The 17984-nt window shown below is 58.7% G+C and carries 14 protein-coding genes and 1 tRNA gene; 6 read left to right on the forward strand and 9 right to left on the reverse strand.

Annotated elements, in window-relative coordinates:
• Positions 1-104: 104 nt before the first annotated feature.
• The 4 genes from AAE484_RS15965 to AAE484_RS15980 all read right to left on the reverse strand — a co-directional run bounded on the left by AAE484_RS15965 (position 105) and on the right by AAE484_RS15980 (position 4607).
• On the reverse strand, positions 105-995 hold the full coding sequence (locus AAE484_RS15965; protein WP_341939428.1) for a dihydrodipicolinate synthase family protein: 891 nt from the start codon (positions 993-995) through the stop codon (positions 105-107).
• A gap of 71 nt (positions 996-1066) precedes the next feature.
• Positions 1067-2809, reverse strand: coding sequence for an L-arabinonate dehydratase (araD, locus tag AAE484_RS15970; RefSeq protein WP_341939429.1), 1743 nt, complete (start codon positions 2807-2809; stop codon positions 1067-1069).
• A 123-nt stretch (positions 2810-2932) separates the two neighbouring features.
• Positions 2933-3964: a LacI family DNA-binding transcriptional regulator gene (locus tag AAE484_RS15975; RefSeq protein WP_341939430.1), complete on the reverse strand. Its 1032-nt coding sequence runs from the start codon at positions 3962-3964 to the stop codon at positions 2933-2935.
• 82 nt (positions 3965-4046) lie between these two features.
• Complete coding sequence (locus AAE484_RS15980) at positions 4047-4607, reverse strand: glutathione S-transferase family protein (protein ID WP_341939431.1); 561 nt, start codon at positions 4605-4607, stop codon at positions 4047-4049.
• 82 nt (positions 4608-4689) lie between these two features.
• On the opposite strand from AAE484_RS15980, the gene AAE484_RS15985 reads away from it, so the two are divergent.
• From AAE484_RS15985 to AAE484_RS16000, 4 genes are all read left to right on the forward strand, one after another.
• Complete coding sequence (locus tag AAE484_RS15985) at positions 4690-4962, forward strand: peptidase S14 (RefSeq protein WP_341939432.1); 273 nt, start codon at positions 4690-4692, stop codon at positions 4960-4962.
• A 47-nt stretch (positions 4963-5009) separates the two neighbouring features.
• On the forward strand, positions 5010-5771 hold the full coding sequence (locus tag AAE484_RS15990) for a sulfite exporter TauE/SafE family protein (protein ID WP_341939433.1): 762 nt from the start codon (positions 5010-5012) through the stop codon (positions 5769-5771).
• 89 nt (positions 5772-5860) lie between these two features.
• The gene (locus tag AAE484_RS15995; protein ID WP_341939434.1) at positions 5861-6394 is read left to right on the forward strand and encodes a hypothetical protein; all 534 of its coding nucleotides are present in this window, start codon (positions 5861-5863) and stop codon (positions 6392-6394) included.
• 186 nt (positions 6395-6580) lie between these two features.
• Positions 6581-7801, forward strand: a complete 1221-nt coding sequence (locus AAE484_RS16000) for an ROK family transcriptional regulator (RefSeq protein ID WP_341939435.1) — start codon at positions 6581-6583, stop codon at positions 7799-7801.
• A gap of 85 nt (positions 7802-7886) precedes the next feature.
• Here AAE484_RS16000 and AAE484_RS16005 read toward each other — a convergent pair whose 3' ends face one another.
• The 3 genes from AAE484_RS16005 to AAE484_RS16015 all read right to left on the reverse strand — a co-directional run bounded on the left by AAE484_RS16005 (position 7887) and on the right by AAE484_RS16015 (position 11931).
• Complete coding sequence (locus AAE484_RS16005; protein WP_341939436.1) at positions 7887-9494, reverse strand: glycoside hydrolase family 32 protein; 1608 nt, start codon at positions 9492-9494, stop codon at positions 7887-7889.
• A gap of 11 nt (positions 9495-9505) precedes the next feature.
• Complete coding sequence (locus AAE484_RS16010) at positions 9506-10900, reverse strand: sugar porter family MFS transporter (protein ID WP_341939437.1); 1395 nt, start codon at positions 10898-10900, stop codon at positions 9506-9508.
• Positions 10901-11031: 131 nt separating this feature from the next.
• A complete protein-coding gene (locus AAE484_RS16015; protein WP_341939438.1) occupies positions 11032-11931 on the reverse strand; it encodes an ROK family protein in 900 nt (299 codons plus the stop codon).
• A 503-nt stretch (positions 11932-12434) separates the two neighbouring features.
• Between AAE484_RS16015 and AAE484_RS16020 the strand changes: the two genes are divergently transcribed.
• Together AAE484_RS16020 and AAE484_RS16025 are read left to right on the forward strand one after the other, a co-directional pair.
• Positions 12435-15350, forward strand: coding sequence for a SusC/RagA family TonB-linked outer membrane protein (locus AAE484_RS16020; protein WP_341939439.1), 2916 nt, complete (start codon positions 12435-12437; stop codon positions 15348-15350).
• 50 nt (positions 15351-15400) lie between these two features.
• Positions 15401-17125: a RagB/SusD family nutrient uptake outer membrane protein gene (locus AAE484_RS16025; RefSeq protein WP_341939440.1), complete on the forward strand. Its 1725-nt coding sequence runs from the start codon at positions 15401-15403 to the stop codon at positions 17123-17125.
• 190 nt (positions 17126-17315) lie between these two features.
• On the opposite strand, the gene hpf is transcribed toward AAE484_RS16025, so the two are convergent.
• Positions 17316-17654 (reverse strand): ribosome hibernation-promoting factor, HPF/YfiA family, encoded by a 339-nt coding sequence (gene hpf, locus AAE484_RS16030; protein ID WP_341939441.1) that lies wholly within the window; start codon positions 17652-17654, stop codon positions 17316-17318.
• 230 nt (positions 17655-17884) lie between these two features.
• Positions 17885-17961 (reverse strand) — tRNA-Met (locus AAE484_RS16035).
• Between the last annotated feature and the right edge of the window lie 23 nt (positions 17962-17984).

Genomic DNA, 17984 nt, shown 5'->3' on the forward strand with positions numbered 1-17984 from the left:
GTGCTACCTGTAGGGCGGATAAGCTGTAAGCGCATCCGCCGCAACCCTGGGGCTATTTCCCGATGCGTTCTGTTCGAAGTACCAATCCAAATACTGCCGCAACTTCACCAACCCTTCAATATCTCCCTCAATGCACTGCGTTGTGAATCACTCAACTCAGTCACGCCGGGCGCGCGTGTCGGCCCCACGGGCCAACCCTGAATCTGCATCGCCTCTTTCACCACTGTTACGTTCGCGCCATTGGATTCAAAGGTGCGCATCTTCTCAAACTCCGTAATGCCCTCCATCAGCTTGCGGGCCTCGCCCATCGCCTCGCGCTCCAGCGCCGCGTGAATCGCCAATGACAACTCGGGATTCACATTCACCAGCCCCGAAGTGAAACCCCGGGCGCCGCAGGCGTAGAAGGGTAGCGCCCAGCTTTCTGCCAGACCGCACAACCACTGCAGCGGCGTGCCCCGGGTGGCGCGAATGCACTCGCTCAGCCGAACCGGGTCGGGTACCGCGTATTTGACCGCAACCACCTGCTCGATTTCCGCCAGCCTGGCAAAATGGGCCGGTTCCAGGCCCGGGCTGCGGGCATAGGCGATGATGGGCAGGTCGGTACTGTCCGCGATCTGTTGAATATAGTCGATCACCAGTCGGGGCGAGCAGAAAGGGTCCGGTGGCTGGTGGATCATCAGGGCATCGGCACCGGCCTCTTGCGCGGCTTTTGCCAGGCGGATGGCCTCCCGACCGCTGCGGCCGACGCCGGCGGTCACTTTGGCGCGCCCGGCGTTGGCCTCGACCGCAACCTGGTAGCCGAGCACGACTTCCTCCAGATCCTGAGCGTAAAACTCGCCTGTGTTGCCTCCGGTGACGATGTTGTGAATGCCGGCGCTGGCAATGCGATCGACCACTTTGTGCAGCAGTGGGCGGTCCACCTCGCCGGTGGTGTCATAGGGGGTGATATGGACCCCGGAGATGCCGTTCAGGGCGGTGCGAATGGCTTCGTACATAATGCTTCTCTCGTGTTTTTTGTGTCGCGCGTGGCCGGGTGTCCGGTCGCGGTTCGGCTGGCCTCGCGGCGTCAGTGAATATCGGGTTCCTGGTCGGTGATGTCGGTCACCGGAATGGTTTCCAGGAAGTCGAAGTCGCAGCCCTCGTTGGCCTGGCTGACGTGGGACTGGTAGAGCGCGCCCCAGCCGCGGCTGAATTTGGGCTCCGGTGCTTTCCAGCTGGCGCGTCGACGGGCCATTTCGTCCTCGTCGATCAGCACATTGAGTTTGCGCTCGGGCACGTTCAGCTCGATCAGATCACCGGTCTGTACAAAGGCCAGGGGGCCGCCCACATGGGACTCGGGGGCCACGTGCAAGACGCAGGCACCGTAACTGGTGCCGCTCATGCGTGCATCGGAAATGCGCAACATGTCGCGCACGCCTTTTTCCAGCAGCTTTTTCGGAATGGGCAACTGGCCCCACTCGGGCATGCCCGGGGCGCCCTGGGGGCCGGCGCTTTTGAGCACGATGATGGAGTGCTCGTCGATCTCCAGCGCCGGGTCGTCGATGCGCTCACTCATCTCCTGGTGGTTTTCAAACACCACCGCCGGGCCAGTGTGCACCAGCAGGTGCGGCTCGGCCGCCGGTGGCTTGATCACCGCGCCGTCGGGCGCGAGATTGCCGCGCAGCACGGCAATGCCATCCCGCTCGGACAGGGCGTTGTCGAGGGAGCGGATGACGTCGTCGTTGAACACCCGGGCGCCGGCAATGTTTTCACCCAGAGTCTGGCCGGTCACGGTGCGCTGATCCAGATCCAGCAGGGATTTCATGACCTCCTGCAGTGCCGGCAGGCCACCGGCGTAATAGAAATCCTCCATCAGGTAGGCGCCGGCGGGGCGCAGGTTGGCGATCACCGGGGTGTGCCGGGCCAACTCGTCAAACCGGTCCAGGGTCAGGGGGAAACCGGCGCGGCGGGCCATGGCGATGATGTGCACGATCGAGTTGGTGGAGCCGGACAGGGCCAGGGCTACCTTGATGGCGTTGTCGAAGGCGGTTTCGGTGAGAATGTCCTTCGGGGTCAGATCCTCCCAGACCATGTCCACAATGCGTCGTCCGGTGCTGCAGGCCATCTGGGAGTGGCGCGAATCCGGCGCTGGAATGGAGGCAGCACCGGTCAGGCACAGGCCCAGGGTTTCCGCCACGCTGGTCATGGTGGAGGCGGTGCCCATGGTCATGCAGTGGCCGGCGGAGCGGGCAATGCCGCTCTCCACGCCCTGCCAGTCTTCCTCGGTAATGTTGCCGGCGCGCAGCTCGGCCCAGTACTTCCAGGTGTCCGAGCCGCTGCCCAGGGTCTTGCCCTGCCAGCTACCGCGCAACATGGGTCCGGCGGGCACAAAAATGGCGGGCAGGTTGGCGGAGATGGCGCCCATGATCAGCGCCGGGGTGGTTTTGTCGCAGCCGCCCATCAGCACCACGCCGTCGGCCGGGTAGGCGCGCAGCAGCTCTTCGGTTTCCATTGCCAGCATATTGCGATAGAGCATGGCCGTGGGTTTCTGGAAGGGCTCGGACAGGGTGGAGGCGGGTAGTTCCACCGGGAAGCCCCCGGCCTGCCAGACCCCGCGCTTGACCTCTTCCACCCGCTGCTTGAAGTGGGTGTGGCAGGGGTTGATGTCGCTCCAGGTGTTGACGATGGCAATCACCGGCTTGCCGGCGTAATCCTCGCGGGTGAACCCCATCTGGGCGGTACGCGAACGGTGGCCGAAGGAGCGCAGATCTTTGACACCGTACCAGCGGTGGCTGCGCAGCTCTTCCGGGGTGCGTTTGGGTTGACTCATGGGTTGCTCTCACGCTTGTGGCTTTGTTATTTATCGATGGTTCTGATCGACCAATGCGCCACATGATTGCGCAATCATTAGTGAATTGCAAGCATCCTGGGCCAGACGCATGCAATCGTCGGTTCAGGCGCTGTCGCGTTCGATAATGCTGAAACCCAGGTCAATCCGGACCGGATCCGGGGAGGTGGAGGTCCCGGACATGGCGGCGATCAGGTGCCGGGCCGCCCGTAAGCCGATCTCGGCGCCATTGATCTGGACGGAGGTCAGGGTGGGCAGAGTGTGGGCGGCAAAGTCCAGGTCGCCGAAGCCGATGACGGCCAGGCGATGGGGGATATCGATCCCCCGGTAGCGGGCCTCGGTCATGACCCCGTGGGCCAGGGTGTCCGAGCTGCAATAGACCGCGTCGCATTCGATCCCCTCGTCGAGCAACTCGGCAAACGCCTGTCGACCCCGGCTGAATTTGGCGGGGGTGGCCAGGCGGCGGGTGGCCACAGGGGTGGCGCCCGCCTCTGAGAGCGCGTCGGTAAATCCGGCCAGACGGCTGTCGGCCCGCCGGTCGTCGGCGGATACGGCGGCAAAGCGCCGGCGTCCCTTCTCCAGCAGATAGCGGCCCACGGCCCGCCCGACATCGTAGTGGGAGAACCCGACCAGGGCGTCCAGGGGATCCTCGCCCAGATCCCAGGTCTCGACAATGGGCGTGGCGGCCGCTTTCAGGCGGGTGCGGCTGATCTCCGAGTGCTGCAGTCCCGTAAGAATGATACCGTCGGGCCGCCGGCACAGAATCGCTTCCAGCAGGTCCTGCTCCTGCTGGTCGGAGTAGCCGGAGATCCCCAGTAGCGTCTGATAGCCTGCGCGCTCCAGGGTCTCGGTGATGGCGCGCACGGTTTCGGCAAAAATGGGGTTGGCCACGGTGGGGACGATCAGGGCCACCAGCCGGCTGGTTTGGGTGGCCAGGCTGCCCGCCAGCATATTGGGCAGGTAGCCGGTTTTTTCCACAGCCGCCGTGACCTTCGCCCGAGCCTTGTCGGACACCATCTCCGGCTGGTTGAGGGCGCGCGAGACGGTAATGGGGGATACCCCCGCCACTTTGGCGACGTCGATCAGGGTCGGGGCTTTGGCCCGGCCCGGGGGTGGATCCTGGCGGTTCTGGCTCATGGTGATAATGCGTCCCGATCGATGGTAGGGCCAACGTGAACGTCGGTGGCGTCAGATTCTACCACCGGAGTGGCCATCTGGATCAACTGCTGGGCGGAGCCGTGTGTTTGAAGTGATCGTATTGGTCCATCTGTTCGAGGAACCGGGTCAGCGCCGGGTGCTGGCTGAACTCAAAGCGCTGACGGAAACGCGACCAGGCCAGTACGCACCCCAGGCGAAGCTCGAAGTCGTTGTAGGGCGGGTGGTCCGAGAGCGGGCATTGCGCCAGCGCTTCCAGACAGGTGTCGATCCGGTTGCGCTGGCGCTGCAGGTAGGGGCTCTGCTCCGGGGTGATGCCGTCTTTCTCCAGCATGAACAGGTTGACGGCCGCATCCAGCAGGGTGTTCGCCAGGCAGAACCGGTCGTAGTCCTCGATATCGGGGAAGAAACCCTGCACGGCATGCTCCCGGAGGTGCCGGATGATCGAAGTGGAATCGGTCAGCAGCAACTCGCCGTCCTTCAGGAAGGGGAGTTTCTGGGCCGGAGACTGCCGGGCGCTGGTTTGCGCATCGCTCTCGACAAATTCACAGGCGGTGCCGGTTTCCAGCAGGACAATACGGCAGTGGCGAACAAAGGGTGATGTGAAGCTGCCAAACAGTTGCATAGACGTTGACTCCTCTGACTTTAAGCCCAATGATACCGGATTAGGAGTTGAATTTGATATGGGATCAGCGAGGTGACGAGCGATGAAAGCATCGGAATTTCTCAAGCGCTACGAGCAACAGCAGAAAGACCGCGCCAAAGACGATCAGCCAAGCGAAGAGGACCACTCTCTGGAGGCTCAGGCGAAGGAGCGGGCCAAACACCCCGAGCATATGAATGTCGGAACCCCGTTTGACTGGGAGGAGCTGGAAGCTTACCAGAAAGAACTCGATCGGCTGGACCGGGAGGGGCCGGGGGCGCACAAGGACAAGACCGATTCGTCCGGAAAGTCAGACAAGCCCGGCAAAAAGAACTAGCGCTGCTACAATAGCCGCCTTTTGATGGATTCCGACGAGGCGGCACGATGATTGAAGGCTGGGCGTTCTACCTGCTGGCCATTCCGGTGGTATTACTGGTGGGCCTTTCCAAGGGTGGATTTGGCGGGGGGCTGGGAACGCTGGCCGTGCCGGCGCTGGCGTTGATGGTCGACCCGCGCGTGGCCGCCGGTATCCTCTTGCCGATTCTCTGTACCATGGATCTGGTCAGCCTCTGGAGCTTTCGCGGGCACTGGGACAAAGCCAACCTCCGGATCATGCTGCCCTGGGCCATGCTGGGGCTGGTGGGCGGGGCGCTCACCTTTCAGTACATGAGCGCCGACATGATGCGCCTGATGATCGGGCTCATGGCTCTCTACTTCGTGGGCCACTATCTCTGGGGCAAATACCTGCTGCAACGGCTCAAACCCCAGGGCCGCAGTCACTGGCGCGGCGGCTTCTGGAGTGGGGTGTCGGGCTACGTCAGCTATATCGCCCATGCCGGTGGCCCGCCGATTGCCATTTACCTTCTGCCTCAGCATCTGCCCAAAAGCGCCTTTGTGGGGACCACGGTGCTGTTTTTCAGCGTGGTGAACTATACCAAGTTGTTGCCCTACGCCTGGTTTGGCCAGTTGAATATCGGCAATCTCACCACAGCCCTGATTCTGTTGCCCTTCGCCCCTCTGGGGGTGTTTCTGGGGGTGTACCTTCACCGCCGGGTATCGGACAAATGGTTTTACTGGAGTTGTTACGGCCTCCTGTTTGTGGCCGGGGTCAAACTGCTGACCGAGGGCGCGATGGGGTTGATGTAAGCCTTGGGTTAAACAGGGGGCATTCGTTCAGGTTCGATTCAGATGGAGCGCGCTAGTCTGAAAGCACCTGGACAAGTGAGGTGATGCCCATGAACCATTTACTCAAACTAGCTCTGCCCCTGCTGGCTCTGGTCTTGATCGGTTGTGACGAGAGCCGGGTGTACGTCCACCATGCCGAGGAGCGCGATACGGGGCGCGACTTTGTGCCCGCCCTGAAAGCGTTTCATATCATTGACACCTACGGTGTTGATACGGCACTGGACCCGGGCGAACCACTGACGTTTGACCCCTACTACGACGCGGGGCTGTTCGAGGTGGATTGGCGGGTGAACAGTCTGGAGGACTACCAGATCAGTGTCCGAGTGAACGACCGGGCCTCCATTCAAGACAGCCAGGAAATCTACACCGAAATCTGTGGGGAAGGGCTTTCCTGCGACCAGGAGGCGATCCGGTTGTGTCAGTACTACCCGGATCTGACCATGGCCTGTGGTCTGGATGAGCAGGTAACGGACATCAGTCTGCAGATTCACACCCTACCGCAAAAGCTCTACACCTTCCTGGAGGTGTGTGATCTGGACTCCAATTACTGTGAGTATGATTACTACCCCGTGTGGGTTGAGTAGCCCGGGGAGCGCAATTGGCCGGAATTAGTGACTTTGCTGGATATTTAGCAGCCCAGAACTGGTGCGGCTCTGGTCATCAGGGTCGTTACCTTGGTAAACTTGGTTTATCTATGTGGGCGGCCCGGACATAAAGACATTCCGAGGGGCCGCCCGATTTCGGTCAGCGATTACCCCGGGGATATTCCAATGAGTCAGGGCAGCAACTCCAGTGGACTGCGTCGTTACAACGAGCGGGTCATGCTCACCTACCTGCGCAAATTCCGGACCGCCTCCAAATCCGACCTGGCACGCGCCACCAATCTCACGCCCCAGGCGGTCACGCGCATTGTGGATGATCTGGAACAGGCCGAGCTGGTCGTGCGCGAAGGCCGTCGGTTGGGTGGGCTGGGTCAGCCCTCTACCCTCTATACCCTGAATGCGGCCGGAGCCTATTCGGTCGGGATCAAAATCGGTCGGCGGGACCTGGAGCTGCTGTTACTCGATTTTACCGGCAGGATGCTGACCAACTTCAAGCGCGAGTTCGATCAACCCGACCCCGACTATATTCTGGAACAGATCGGCGAGCTGTTACCCCAGCTTTGCGCCACCCTGGACCGGTCCGCGCAGAAAAAGCTGCGGGGTGTGGGGGTGGCCATGCCCTGGTTCCTGGGCGCCTGGCCCAACGACCTGGAAATGGCGAGCGATCTGTCCGCCCGCTGGCGGGATATCAACCTCAGCGAAGAAATTGCCAAGTGCACGGATCTCCCCATCTTTTTCGAGAACGATGGTGCGGCCGCGGCAATCGCCGAGTTGCAGCTGGGGGTGGGGCGCGACATCTCCGATTTTCTGTATGTGAATATTGGCGCTTTTATCGGGGGCGGTCTGGTGTTGCACAGCAACCTGGAGCCGGGCGTTCACGGCAATACCGCCGAGCTTGCGTCCATGCCGGTGCCGCACTCGGAACTGTTCGGAACGCAACCGTCCAAAGGCGGGTTTGACCTGCTGACCCAGCGCGCCTCCCTGCTGACCCTGCGGCGCTACCTCAATGACAAGGGCATCCCCATCAGCCACATCGGCGAGTTGCCCGAGCATATTGATAAGGCACGAATTTTTGTGCAGGAATGGATGGATGACTGCGCGGACGCGCTGGTATACGCCTTCATGTCTGCCATCAGTATTCTGGACCTGAAGGCCATCGTGATTGATGCCAACCTGCCGCGTTTTATCATTGAAGAGCTGGTGGCGATGGTGGAGCGCCGCTTGACCGCCATGGCCGCCAAGGATATCTTTGTGCCGGCGATCATTCCGGGGCAACTGGGCCCGGAGGCGATTGCGGTGGGCGGTGGTATTCTGCCGTTCTACTCTTCGTTCGGAGCGGACAAAACCGTATTGCTGAAAGGCAGCGTGCCGGAACGGCGCATGATATAAATCGTGTTGATCGTACAAAGTTGATCGCACAAAAAAGCCCCGGCGATTGCCGGGGCTTTTTTGTGCGGGCCCGAAAACGTCTGGCTTACCAGATAGACTTCAGCGGCCAGGCCTCAATGCGATCGAAGGTGGCGCTGCCCCCCTCAACAAACACTTCTACGCCTTCGCTGTCCGGCTGCGGGAAGATCTTGTCGCTGATGGCAACTATGCCATCGTGTGCGAATACTTCCACGGACGACCAGTCGATAAATATGTGCAGCTCCACCTGGCCGTTGTCCAGCGGCAATGGCGCGACATGTACGCCCGGGAAGTCTTCATGGAAGTCCACCTGTCCGGATTGGGCACGATCCAGGGCCAGGGTTTCATCGCTGACGTCATAACGCAGGACGGTCTTCTCACCGTTTCCTGTGCGCAGGTTCAGGCCGACTGCTTCTGCATCACCCGGGGTGAACGTCACTTTCATCTCCAGGCTCTTGCCCTGAATGTTCCAGTCTTCCAGTGAGCGGGTCTCATTGGAAACGGTCAGGTCGCTCAACGATTGCTGGTCGCCGCGCAGAGTCTGCAGTTCTTCTACTGGCTCCTGGACCATCTTCAAGCCGCCTTCGTGGCTCGACAGCTCCAGAGTGCGGGGAATGCTCTGGGAGCTGCGCCAGGGTGAGGTAGGCAGCTCCTGAGCATACTGCCAGTTGTTCATCCAGCCCACCCAGATGCGGCGGCCGTCTTCTTCGGGAACATCGGACCAGGAGACGGCGGCGTAAAAGTCTTTGCCGTAATCCACCCACTGATGCGGACCGGATTCACTCTCGGGCATGGCGTCTTCATCGGGAATGAACTGCTTTCCGTCAAACTCGCCCACAAAGTAGAGGCCACCGGAACCGCCGGCCACGGAGCCTTCTTCACCTGCGCCCAGGTCCACCTCCAGCACCCATTTGCGGTTGCCGTCTTCGCCGTCGATGGGCAGGGCAAACAGGTCGGGGCACTCCCAGATGCCCAGCTCTGATCCCGGGGATTCGAAATGACTCAGAAAAGTCCAGTCCTTCAGATTGGGCGAGCTGTAAAAAGCAATTTTGTAGTCATTGGACAGTGCCACCACCATGATCCACTGCTCGCTCTCCTCATGCCAGATGACTTTCGGGTCACGGAAGTTCTCCATCCCCTCATCCAGCACCGGGTTGCCCTCATACTTGGTCCAGCTACGGCCGTTGTCCAGGCTGTAGGCCAGCTGCTGGTTCTGCCCTTTCTCCGGTTCCTGTTTATGGCCGGTGTAAATGGCCACCATGGGTGGATTGTCCTCGGTGCCAAAGCCGGAGGTGTTCTGGTGATCCACCACGGCGCTGCCCGAGAAAATCATATACTCCTCGTCTTCGGGAATGGCCACTTTCTGCTCTTCCCAATGCACCAGGTCTTTGCTGATCGCGTGACCCCAGCTCATGTGCCCCCATTTGTCGCCGTGAGGGTTGTACTGGTAGAACATGTGATACTCACCGTCGTGGTACACCAGACCGTTGGGGTCGTTCATCCAGTTCTTTTCGGGCGTAAAGTGAAACTGGGGCCGATACAGTTCCTGGTATGACGGAGTCTGGCCGGGCTGCGCTTGGGAAACTGACTCTGACGAGTCGGGCTTGTTGCCATTGCAGCCGGCGACGGCCAAGGCCAGCGCCGATGTCAATGACAGGGAAAATGTTTTATTCATGGTTCACCTCGTTAGGATGCGGCATTGTTTTTGGTCGGTAATTCGTCGTCGTGCACGTGCAGTGTGTATTCCAGGCTCTCCAGAGACGTTCCCTTGGTTTCCGGCATGATTTTCCAGACGAAAATCAGCTGAAGCACCATCATCAACCCAAAGAAGATGAACACCGCGCCACCGCTGATCTCCGCAAATACCGGAAACAGCCAGGAGACGGCGGCGGCCATGAACCAGTGGGTAAAGCTGCCAAACGCCTGGCCCTTGGCGCGCACGCGATTGGGGAAGATTTCGGAAATGAACACCCAGATCACAGCGCCCTGGGATATGGCGAAGGCCGCGATAAAGCCCAGAAGGCCGAAGAGCACCAGGTTGCCGGAGATGTCATCGGCCATGAATTGAAAGCTGACCAGAAAAAGGGAGGCGGCGGTACCGATGGAGCCGATGAACAACAGTGGCCGGCGGCCCAGCTTGTCAATGAAAAACAGGGCGATGACGGTGAACAGAAAGTTGGTGCCGCCCACCAGGACCGCCTGCAGCAAAGACGCTTCGGTACTGAAGCCGGCGCTCTCGAAAATGCGCGGCGCGTAGTACATCAGGGCGTTGATGCCGGAGAGCTGATTGAACATGGCAATGGCCCAGGCGCAGAAGATCGGAAACATGTATTTGCGCTGAAACAGTCGGTCGGAGGCGCCATTGTCGTCATCAATCAGTGAGCGCTCAATGTCCGCCAGCTCCTGATCGACATCGGGTTCTCCCATTTTGATCAGCACATCACGGGCTTCATTTGTCCGTCCTTTCTTGACCAGCCAGCGGGGGCTGAACGGAATCAGGAACAGCAGAACGAAAAACAGGGCCGCCGGCACCATTTCAATGCCCAGCATCCAGCGCCAGGCGGCGGCTGAATCGATGGATAGGCCGATAACGTAGTTGGAGAAAAACGCCAGCAGGATGCCGCCCACCACGTTCAGCTGGTTGATGGCCACCAGTCGGCCACGCATGGCCGCCGGGGAAATCTCCGCAATGTACATGGGAGCCACCACCGAGGCAGCGCCGACGGCAAGGCCGCCGATGAGCCGGTAGACCAGAAATTCGCCCCAGAGCGTGGCCAGTGCGCTCCCGAGCGCGGAAACAAAATACATGACGGCAATGACCATCAGGGAGCGTTTTCGTCCCAGCCAGTCGGCTGGCTTACCGACCGACAGAGCGCCGATCACGGTGCCAATCAGGGCGATGGCAACGGTAAAGCCGAGCCCGTTGCTGGTGAGCTCGAACTCCCGCTCCAGAGCGACGGTGGTGCCGGAAATGACGGCGGTATCGAACCCGAACAGCAGGCCACCCAGGGCGGCCACGATGGTGCTGAAAATAACAACTCGGTGAGAACGGGGCGGTGCGGCCCCCGGTGAATGGTTCATGGTTACTACCTCGCTTGGATTGTTTCCATTATTGTTTGTGATCGTTTGAGGCCATGGAGATGGCTTTTCAGTTAAGTGTAAGACTCAATGAGCGATTTGGCTCGCTATCCTGCCAATGTGGATCTCCCTGGCTATGCAATCGCCTCTGCCATCAGCAACGCGCCAGCCTCTCCCGCGTGGCCGCCGAGCATGGGCCCCACAATATAGTCCTGCGGGCACTCCGCAGCCTCCCCGCAGGGGTAGCCGTTGATGTGCTGTCGGAAGCGCTCGCGAATACGTGGGAAGAGGTGGTCCTGCTTCATCACACCTCCGCCCAGGATGATGCGCTGGGGCGAGTAGCTTACAGTCAGGTTCCAGCACAGCGCCGCCAGGTAGTCGGCCTGAATGTCCCAGGCCTCATGCTCCTCGGGCAGGGTGTCGGCCTTCCGTCCCCAGCGCTTTTCAATGGCCGGACCGGCCGCCAGGCCCTCCAGGCAATCGCCATGAAAGGGGCAGGCACCGGGGAAGGGGTCACGCTGCCGGTCGTGGGGCAGGAGCATATGACCCACCTCAGGATGCATGGCGCCCTTGACCGGCTGCCCGTTGACGACAATGCCGGCGCCCACGCCGGTACCGATGGTGACATACACATAGTCATCCAGCCCTTGTGCCGCGCCGAGACTGCCTTCCCCGAGTGCTGACCCATTGACGTCAGTGTCAAAAGCGACGCGCACCCCGAGCGCCCCGGACAGGGTGCCCACCACATCGGTATTCGACCAATGGGGCTTGGGGGTATCGGTAATGAAGCCGTAGGTAGGCGAGTCCAGGGTCAGGTCCACCGGGCCAAAGCAGGCCACGCCGAGGGAGGCAATGGCTCCGTGCCGGGCCTGGGCTTGCTCAAAAAAGCGGATGGCGGCTCCGAGGGTTTCCTCGGGGTGGGTCGTTGGAAAGCTGGCGCGCTCCAGGATTTCTGCTGGAGACCGGCCCAGAACACAGTTGAATTTGGTGCCGCCGGCTTCTATGCCTCCAAACAGACAGGGTAGTGACTTCACGTTGATTCTCGCTCTTATTAGGTTTGCTGAGTTTGGCAGTGGCCATTCCGATTAAGTAAATCACGGTTAAATATAACTGTCAATGTTGATTTAATTGCCAATTATACTATTTTAGGCCGCTAAACGAGTGTGTCGTCTAGAAAAGATAATTAACACAAGGTTAATAAAATAGTTGAAATAGTGTAAATCATTCTGTAATTTAGAAAGTCCAGGCCAGAAAAGCGAGGTTTTTCCGGTTTGATAAGCTGAAAATATAACGAACAATCCTCCGATAACCCTGAGCTATTTAGCAAAGGGATCAGGTGGAGAGAGCAGCGAGGAAAAGCAATGACTGTCGACAATGACATTAGATGGGCAGCCGGGCCGCTCTGGGGCGGTGCGAGGCTGGCCTCCAGATTTATGCCACAGCCGCCTCAGCCATTTGAGTTGAGCGATCCGCAATCGTTTGCCATCAGCCCCATTACCAAGACCAGGCTTCTACAATAAATAAGAGGATTCACTCTATGAACAAGTCACTATTTACATTGAGCGCACTGGCGTGTGCCATAACCCCGGGGCTGGCCTACGCTCAGCCCGACGACGACTCTTCCATGCAGGCAATTGAAGAGGTCGTGGTTGTCGGCTATAGCACGACTGAGGAAAAGAAGCTGCTTGGTGCCGTGAACGCGGTAGACCTGGACGACGTCCAGGATCTGCCCTCCGGCAACATCATGCAGAACCTGCAGGGGCGCTTGCCAGGTGTCCAGATCAGCTCAAACGGCAACCCCAACCCAACCTCGCGCGTGCGCATTCGGGGGCAGGGCATCGGCGGGCTGGGCTTTAATGATCCGCTATATGTAATTGACGGCGTGCCAACCACAAAAGGCATGCACGAACTGAACCCCAATGATATTGCTTCCATTCAGGTGTTGCGTGATGCGGCGACCGGCAGTGTCTACGGTGCCCGGGCCGCCAACGGCGTCATCGTGATAACCACCAAGAAAGGTTCGGACGCAGAGGGCGTTCAGGTGAAGCTCAATCAGTCGTATCAGGATTACTCTTACGACCTAGACCCCTTGACCACACAACAGCGGGCCCGTGCTGTATTTCAGGCGGCCGTCAATGATGGTAGAGATCCCAACAACGCCAGCCCTCTGTATGCATACGACTGGAACGGGGATTTTGGTGATCCCGAGCTGAGTGAAATCCGGCTGCCGGAGTATCTGGACTCGGCGCAGACGATGCGGCCGGCGAACACCAATTGGTTCGACGAGGTAACCCGAACCGCGAAGGTGAGCGATCTGCACGTATCCATGGGAAATTCCTCTGACCGCTCCAATGTGTATGCCTCCTTTGGTTACTACAATGCCCAGGGTGTTGTGGATGAATCCGAGTTTGAACGCTTGGCCTTCCGGGTGAACTCCAGCCTGGATTTTCTTGAAGGCGATCTGACTATCGGCGAGAACTTCACCTTTACCAATCAGGTGTCCAACAAGGTTAACGACCTGGCCGAAGGGGCTCTCAATCTGGCCATCGAGCAGCAGTCCATTGTGCCCATTCGCACAGAGGACGGTATGGGGTGGGGTGGTCCGGCCGCGGGTATCACCGACCGGGACAATCCGGTGCGCCTGATTGAAATGAACAAGGACAATGAAAATACCTACAATCGGGTGGTCGGTAACGCCTACGTTGAATACCGTCCACTGGATGATCTTATCCTGCGCTCCAACGTGGGGGTAGATTACGGGCAATTCTATTATCGTGACTACACGCGCGCCTTTCAGGCGGGTAATCTCAACTTTGAAGACCAGTTGAGTACCATGCATAACTGGAACGAAACACTGGTGTGGACCAACACCGCCGAGCAGAGCTGGGACTTTGACGGCGGTCATTTCCTGAAAGTTCTGGTGGGTACGGAAACGGTTGATTTCGAAACCGAAGGCTTCTCCGGTAGCAATCAAGGGTACGCGTCTGACGATCGCGATTTTGCCTTCCTGTCTCAGGGCACATCCGGAACGGAAGTGAACGGCTCGGGCGATGCCTGGAACATGCAATCCTACTTCACCCAGGCCGACTATGATTTTGAGGGGCGCTACCTGGCGTCTGTTACGGTACGACGCGATGGGTCGTCCCGTTTTGGTGAAAACAACCGCTACGGTACCTTCCCGGCCGTTTCGGCGGGCTGGTTTGTTTCTGATGAAGCCTTCTTTGATGTGGATTTCATTGATGAGTTGAAGCTGCGTGCCAGCTGGGGTGAAAACGGTAACCAGGAGATTGATACCCGGGCGACCTCTACCATTTACGAGAGTCGTTACGCTACGACATCGCTGTTTACCACCCAGCAAGATGAAGGTACGGCTTACGACCTGAGTGGTGCGGATACCGGGAACCTGCCCTCCGGCTTTGCCCGGGTTCAGATCGGTAACCCGGATCTCAAGTGGGAGACGTCGACTCAGACCAACGTGGGTATCGACTTTGAAATGTTCGATGGCAGCTTCTGGGGCTCACTGGACTGGTTTGAAAAAACCACAGAAGACATCCTGACGCGCACCCAGCCCCTGGCAACGGAGGGTGAAGGGGCATCCCGTATCGTCAACGGCGGTACCATTGAAAACTCCGGTTTCGAGCTGGTGTTGAACTACGCCAATGACTTCGAAATCGACCGTTTCGGCGTGTTTCACTACGAAATCAGCGGTAACGTCTCCTCGGCGGAAAACGAGGTGATCTCGCTTCCTGAGGATGTCGTCAACTCCTTTCCGGGTGACGGGCGTGAAAAAACCATTCTGGGTCAGTCCATCAATGCCGTATACGGCTATGTCGATGACGGTCTTTTCCAGAGCCAGGACGAAGTTGACGCTCATGCCGAACAGAGCGGCGCCGCGCCTGGCCGAATTCGCTATACCGATCTGGATGGCGATGGCCAAATCACCGAAGCGGATCAGACTTTCTTCACCACCTCCGATCCGGATCTGCTCTATGGCGTGAACTTCAAGCTCGGATACGAAAACTGGGATTTCAATATGTTCTGGCAAGGTGTCCACGGGGGGCAGATTCGCAACCATTGGCGCTTCTTTACCGATTTCACCTCTCTCAACGCCGGCTCCAACTATGGCGATCGTGTTCTGGGGGGCTGGAGTCCGGAAAATGCCGACAGCAACGTGCCGGCGCTGACGCTGGTCGACAACAACAATGAGGCTCGATCTTCCACATTCTTCTGGGAAGATGCGTCCTACCTCAAGTTGCGTGATCTCTCAGTGGGATACTCACCCTCGGATGGTTTTTGGGGTGCCATGGGTGCCAGCACAGGTCGCTTCTATATTCAGGGGCAGAATCTGCTGACCATCACCCCGGACGGCACTCTGGCTCAGGATCCGGAGACGCCGGGAGCCACTTTCCCGATTCCCCGCAGCATCAATATAGGTATGAATGTCACCTTCTGAGCCGGGACCACGCAACGAATTCAAATATTGAACTTATTGAGGTTAACATCATGAATAAGACTTATAAGTTAGCACTGTCAGCGGTAGTGGCCTTTGCCATTACGGCTTGCGGCAGCGACTCTCTGGAAGTGGAGCCGAAATCGGCTCTGAGTGAAGATCAGGTAAAAACCGTCGACAACCTGGATGCGTTGGTGACTTCGGCGTATTCCTACCTGGGCAACGATCACTATACCGCCCCCATGTACTTGTGGCCCACCGGCAACCTGCGTGCGGGGGATGCTCACAAGGGTGGTAACGGTGCGGCGGATATCTTCGCGTATCACGCCTTGTCTCTGTACGAGCCTCTGGTGGCTGACGGTGAGTCCTTTCCGCCAGACTTTATCGATCTGAACAACAAGAAGTGGGTGCGTGATTTCACCGGTATCTCCCGTGCCAACTCGGCGCTTCAGGTGATGAATGATGTCGGGGAGGATGTCTACCCAAACAAGGCCGCTCGTCAGGCCGAGCTTCGGTTTATCCGCGGCGTGTTCTATTTCGACCTGAAAATCCATTACGACCAGATTCCGTGGATTGACGAAACCATGACGCCGGAGGAGGTTGAGAACGCCAGCAACGTCGACCTTACATCGCAGGAACTGTGGGACAAGATCGCGGCGGATTTCCGCTATGGGGTGGAGAACCTGCCGCTGCCGCAGGACCAGGCGCAGGTAGGCCGGGCTGATCGCGATGCGGCCCGGGCGTATCTCGCCAAGACGCTGTTGTATCAGGCCTACGTGCAGGATGAAAATCACCAGGTAACCAGTGTCAATACCGATAAGCTGGAAGAGGTCGTCGCCCTCGTAGACGATATTGAAGTAAATGGTCATTACGGATTGGTCAATGACTTTGCCGAAAACTTCCTGTGGGAGTTTGAAAACAACCGTGAATCGGTTTTTGAGATTCAGCGCTCTCGCGAAGACGGGACTCCTGATGGCCGTGGCTCCTGGGGAGTGGCACTGAATACGCCGATGGCCGGTGGTTTCGGCTGCTGTGGCTTCCATGTGCCCACTGAAAACTTCGTCAACGCCTTCAAGACCGGCGCCGATGGGTTGCCGCTGTTTGATAGCTTTAACGATGCGAACTACGATGCGTCGTCGGATATGGTCGACCCCCGTCTGGATCACACCGTCGCGATGGAAGACAAGCCTTTCAAGTACGATGAAGATCTGATCATCGAGGATGGAGATTCCTGGGCACGTAACGCCGCCACCTACGGTAACTTTGTGTCCATGAAGGAGTTGGAGCATCCGGATTGCGAGTGCCGCATGCAGAATGGTCCATTTACCGTGTTCTCGAAGAACACCATCCTGATGCGGTACGCCGATGTTTTGCTGTTCAAAGCCGAAGCGTTGATCGAGCTGAATCGTGAAGATGAAGCCCTACCGATCATTAACCGGATCCGCCAGCGTGCGGCCGGCAGCACCGGCCGTCTGGGCAACAACTTCAGTATCTACAATATTGGCACCTACAGTGACTTCGCCGACCAGGATGAGGCTCGCCAGGCGCTGCGCTGGGAGCGTCGACTGGAGTTGGGGTTGGAAGGGCACCGGTTCTTTGACCTGGTTCGCTGGGGCGTTGCCAAAGAGACGCTGGATCAGTACCTGGCCGTTGAAGAAACGCGCAAAGAGTACCTGACGGATGCGGAGTTCACGGCCGGTAAGCACGAGTACATGCCGATCCCGCAACAGCAGATCAACCTCAGTGGTGGTGCGTACCAGCAGAATCCGGGCTACTAAAGCCGGAGAAAGGTGTTCTGAGCAAATCCTGCTCCAGACTATCCATGACTCCCACCATGGGGCAGGTTTTCTCTCCGGCGTGTTTGGCGCCGGAACTCTCCCAGGGAATGTCTCTCCCTATTTGGCACGATAATGGTGCAGGCGCGGCCCGAGGGGGCCGCGCCTTTTTCTTTATGAGTCCTCCGGAATTCTAGCGAATCGCTTCTTCGTCCGGGTTGTCCACCAGCTCGGGTTTGCTGTGGCGGTGTGACTTGGTCGAACCCTTGCGCTTGGCGAGCGCCGCATCCAGTTTCTTGGCTGCATCGGCAATGGCGGCGTAAAGGTCCTGTGCTTCGGCGTGTACGGCGACAGGAGCGCCTTTGAATTGGGTGGTGACCTCCACTGCCTGGACGTGACGCTCGACGGTCAGGGCCATGGAGAGGTCTCCCAGATCGGGATAGTGGCTTTGAACTTTGGCAAATTTGCTGTCTACGGCCTCGCGAATGCCGTCGGTGATATCCACGTGGTGACCGGACATATGTATATTCATAGATACTCCATGATTGTTGTTGGTCGGCGCAGGCCCGACCGCCACTGGGGTCGGGTCGTTCACAGGTAGTGACTCCGGGGAGCCGCCATCAGTTCCCCGCGGCTCGTGGGGTGAATTTCGTCACTCCCTACTATGAAACATGTGTCCGGCGAGGGTAAAAGTCAAGGCAAAGCCGTGTAAAGACGGGCATAAAAAAAGCCCGCAACGGCCGTTGCGGACTTTTTCGAAAGTGGTAGCTAGGGGCGGACTTGAACCGCCGACCCCAGCATTATGAATGCTGTGCTCTAACCAGCTGAGCTACCTAGCCACTTGAGGTCGCGTATTTTCCCT

The sequence above is a fragment of the Marinimicrobium sp. C2-29 genome (genome assembly GCF_038419845.1).
Taxonomy (GTDB): Bacteria; Pseudomonadota; Gammaproteobacteria; order Pseudomonadales; family Cellvibrionaceae; genus Marinimicrobium.

Excerpts from the sequence above, each read along its gene's own strand:
- AAE484_RS15985 (WP_341939432.1), top strand. The coding sequence starts at position 4,690 with ATGAAAGCATCGGAATTTCTCAAGCGCTACGAGCAACAGCAGAAAGAC.
- AAE484_RS15980 (WP_341939431.1), bottom strand. The coding sequence starts at position 4,607 with ATGCAACTGTTTGGCAGCTTCACATCACCCTTTGTTCGCCACTGCCGT.
- AAE484_RS16025 (WP_341939440.1), top strand. The coding sequence starts at position 15,401 with ATGAATAAGACTTATAAGTTAGCACTGTCAGCGGTAGTGGCCTTTGCC.
- araD (WP_341939429.1), bottom strand. The coding sequence starts at position 2,809 with ATGAGTCAACCCAAACGCACCCCGGAAGAGCTGCGCAGCCACCGCTGG.
- AAE484_RS15975 (WP_341939430.1), bottom strand. The coding sequence starts at position 3,964 with ATGAGCCAGAACCGCCAGGATCCACCCCCGGGCCGGGCCAAAGCCCCG.
- AAE484_RS16010 (WP_341939437.1), bottom strand. The coding sequence starts at position 10,900 with ATGAACCATTCACCGGGGGCCGCACCGCCCCGTTCTCACCGAGTTGTT.
- hpf (WP_341939441.1), bottom strand. The coding sequence starts at position 17,654 with ATGAATATACATATGTCCGGTCACCACGTGGATATCACCGACGGCATT.
- AAE484_RS16020 (WP_341939439.1), top strand. The coding sequence starts at position 12,435 with ATGAACAAGTCACTATTTACATTGAGCGCACTGGCGTGTGCCATAACC.
- AAE484_RS15965 (WP_341939428.1), bottom strand. The coding sequence starts at position 995 with ATGTACGAAGCCATTCGCACCGCCCTGAACGGCATCTCCGGGGTCCAT.
- AAE484_RS15990 (WP_341939433.1), top strand. The coding sequence starts at position 5,010 with ATGATTGAAGGCTGGGCGTTCTACCTGCTGGCCATTCCGGTGGTATTA.
- AAE484_RS15995 (WP_341939434.1), top strand. The coding sequence starts at position 5,861 with ATGAACCATTTACTCAAACTAGCTCTGCCCCTGCTGGCTCTGGTCTTG.
- AAE484_RS16000 (WP_341939435.1), top strand. The coding sequence starts at position 6,581 with ATGAGTCAGGGCAGCAACTCCAGTGGACTGCGTCGTTACAACGAGCGG.
- AAE484_RS16005 (WP_341939436.1), bottom strand. The coding sequence starts at position 9,494 with ATGAATAAAACATTTTCCCTGTCATTGACATCGGCGCTGGCCTTGGCC.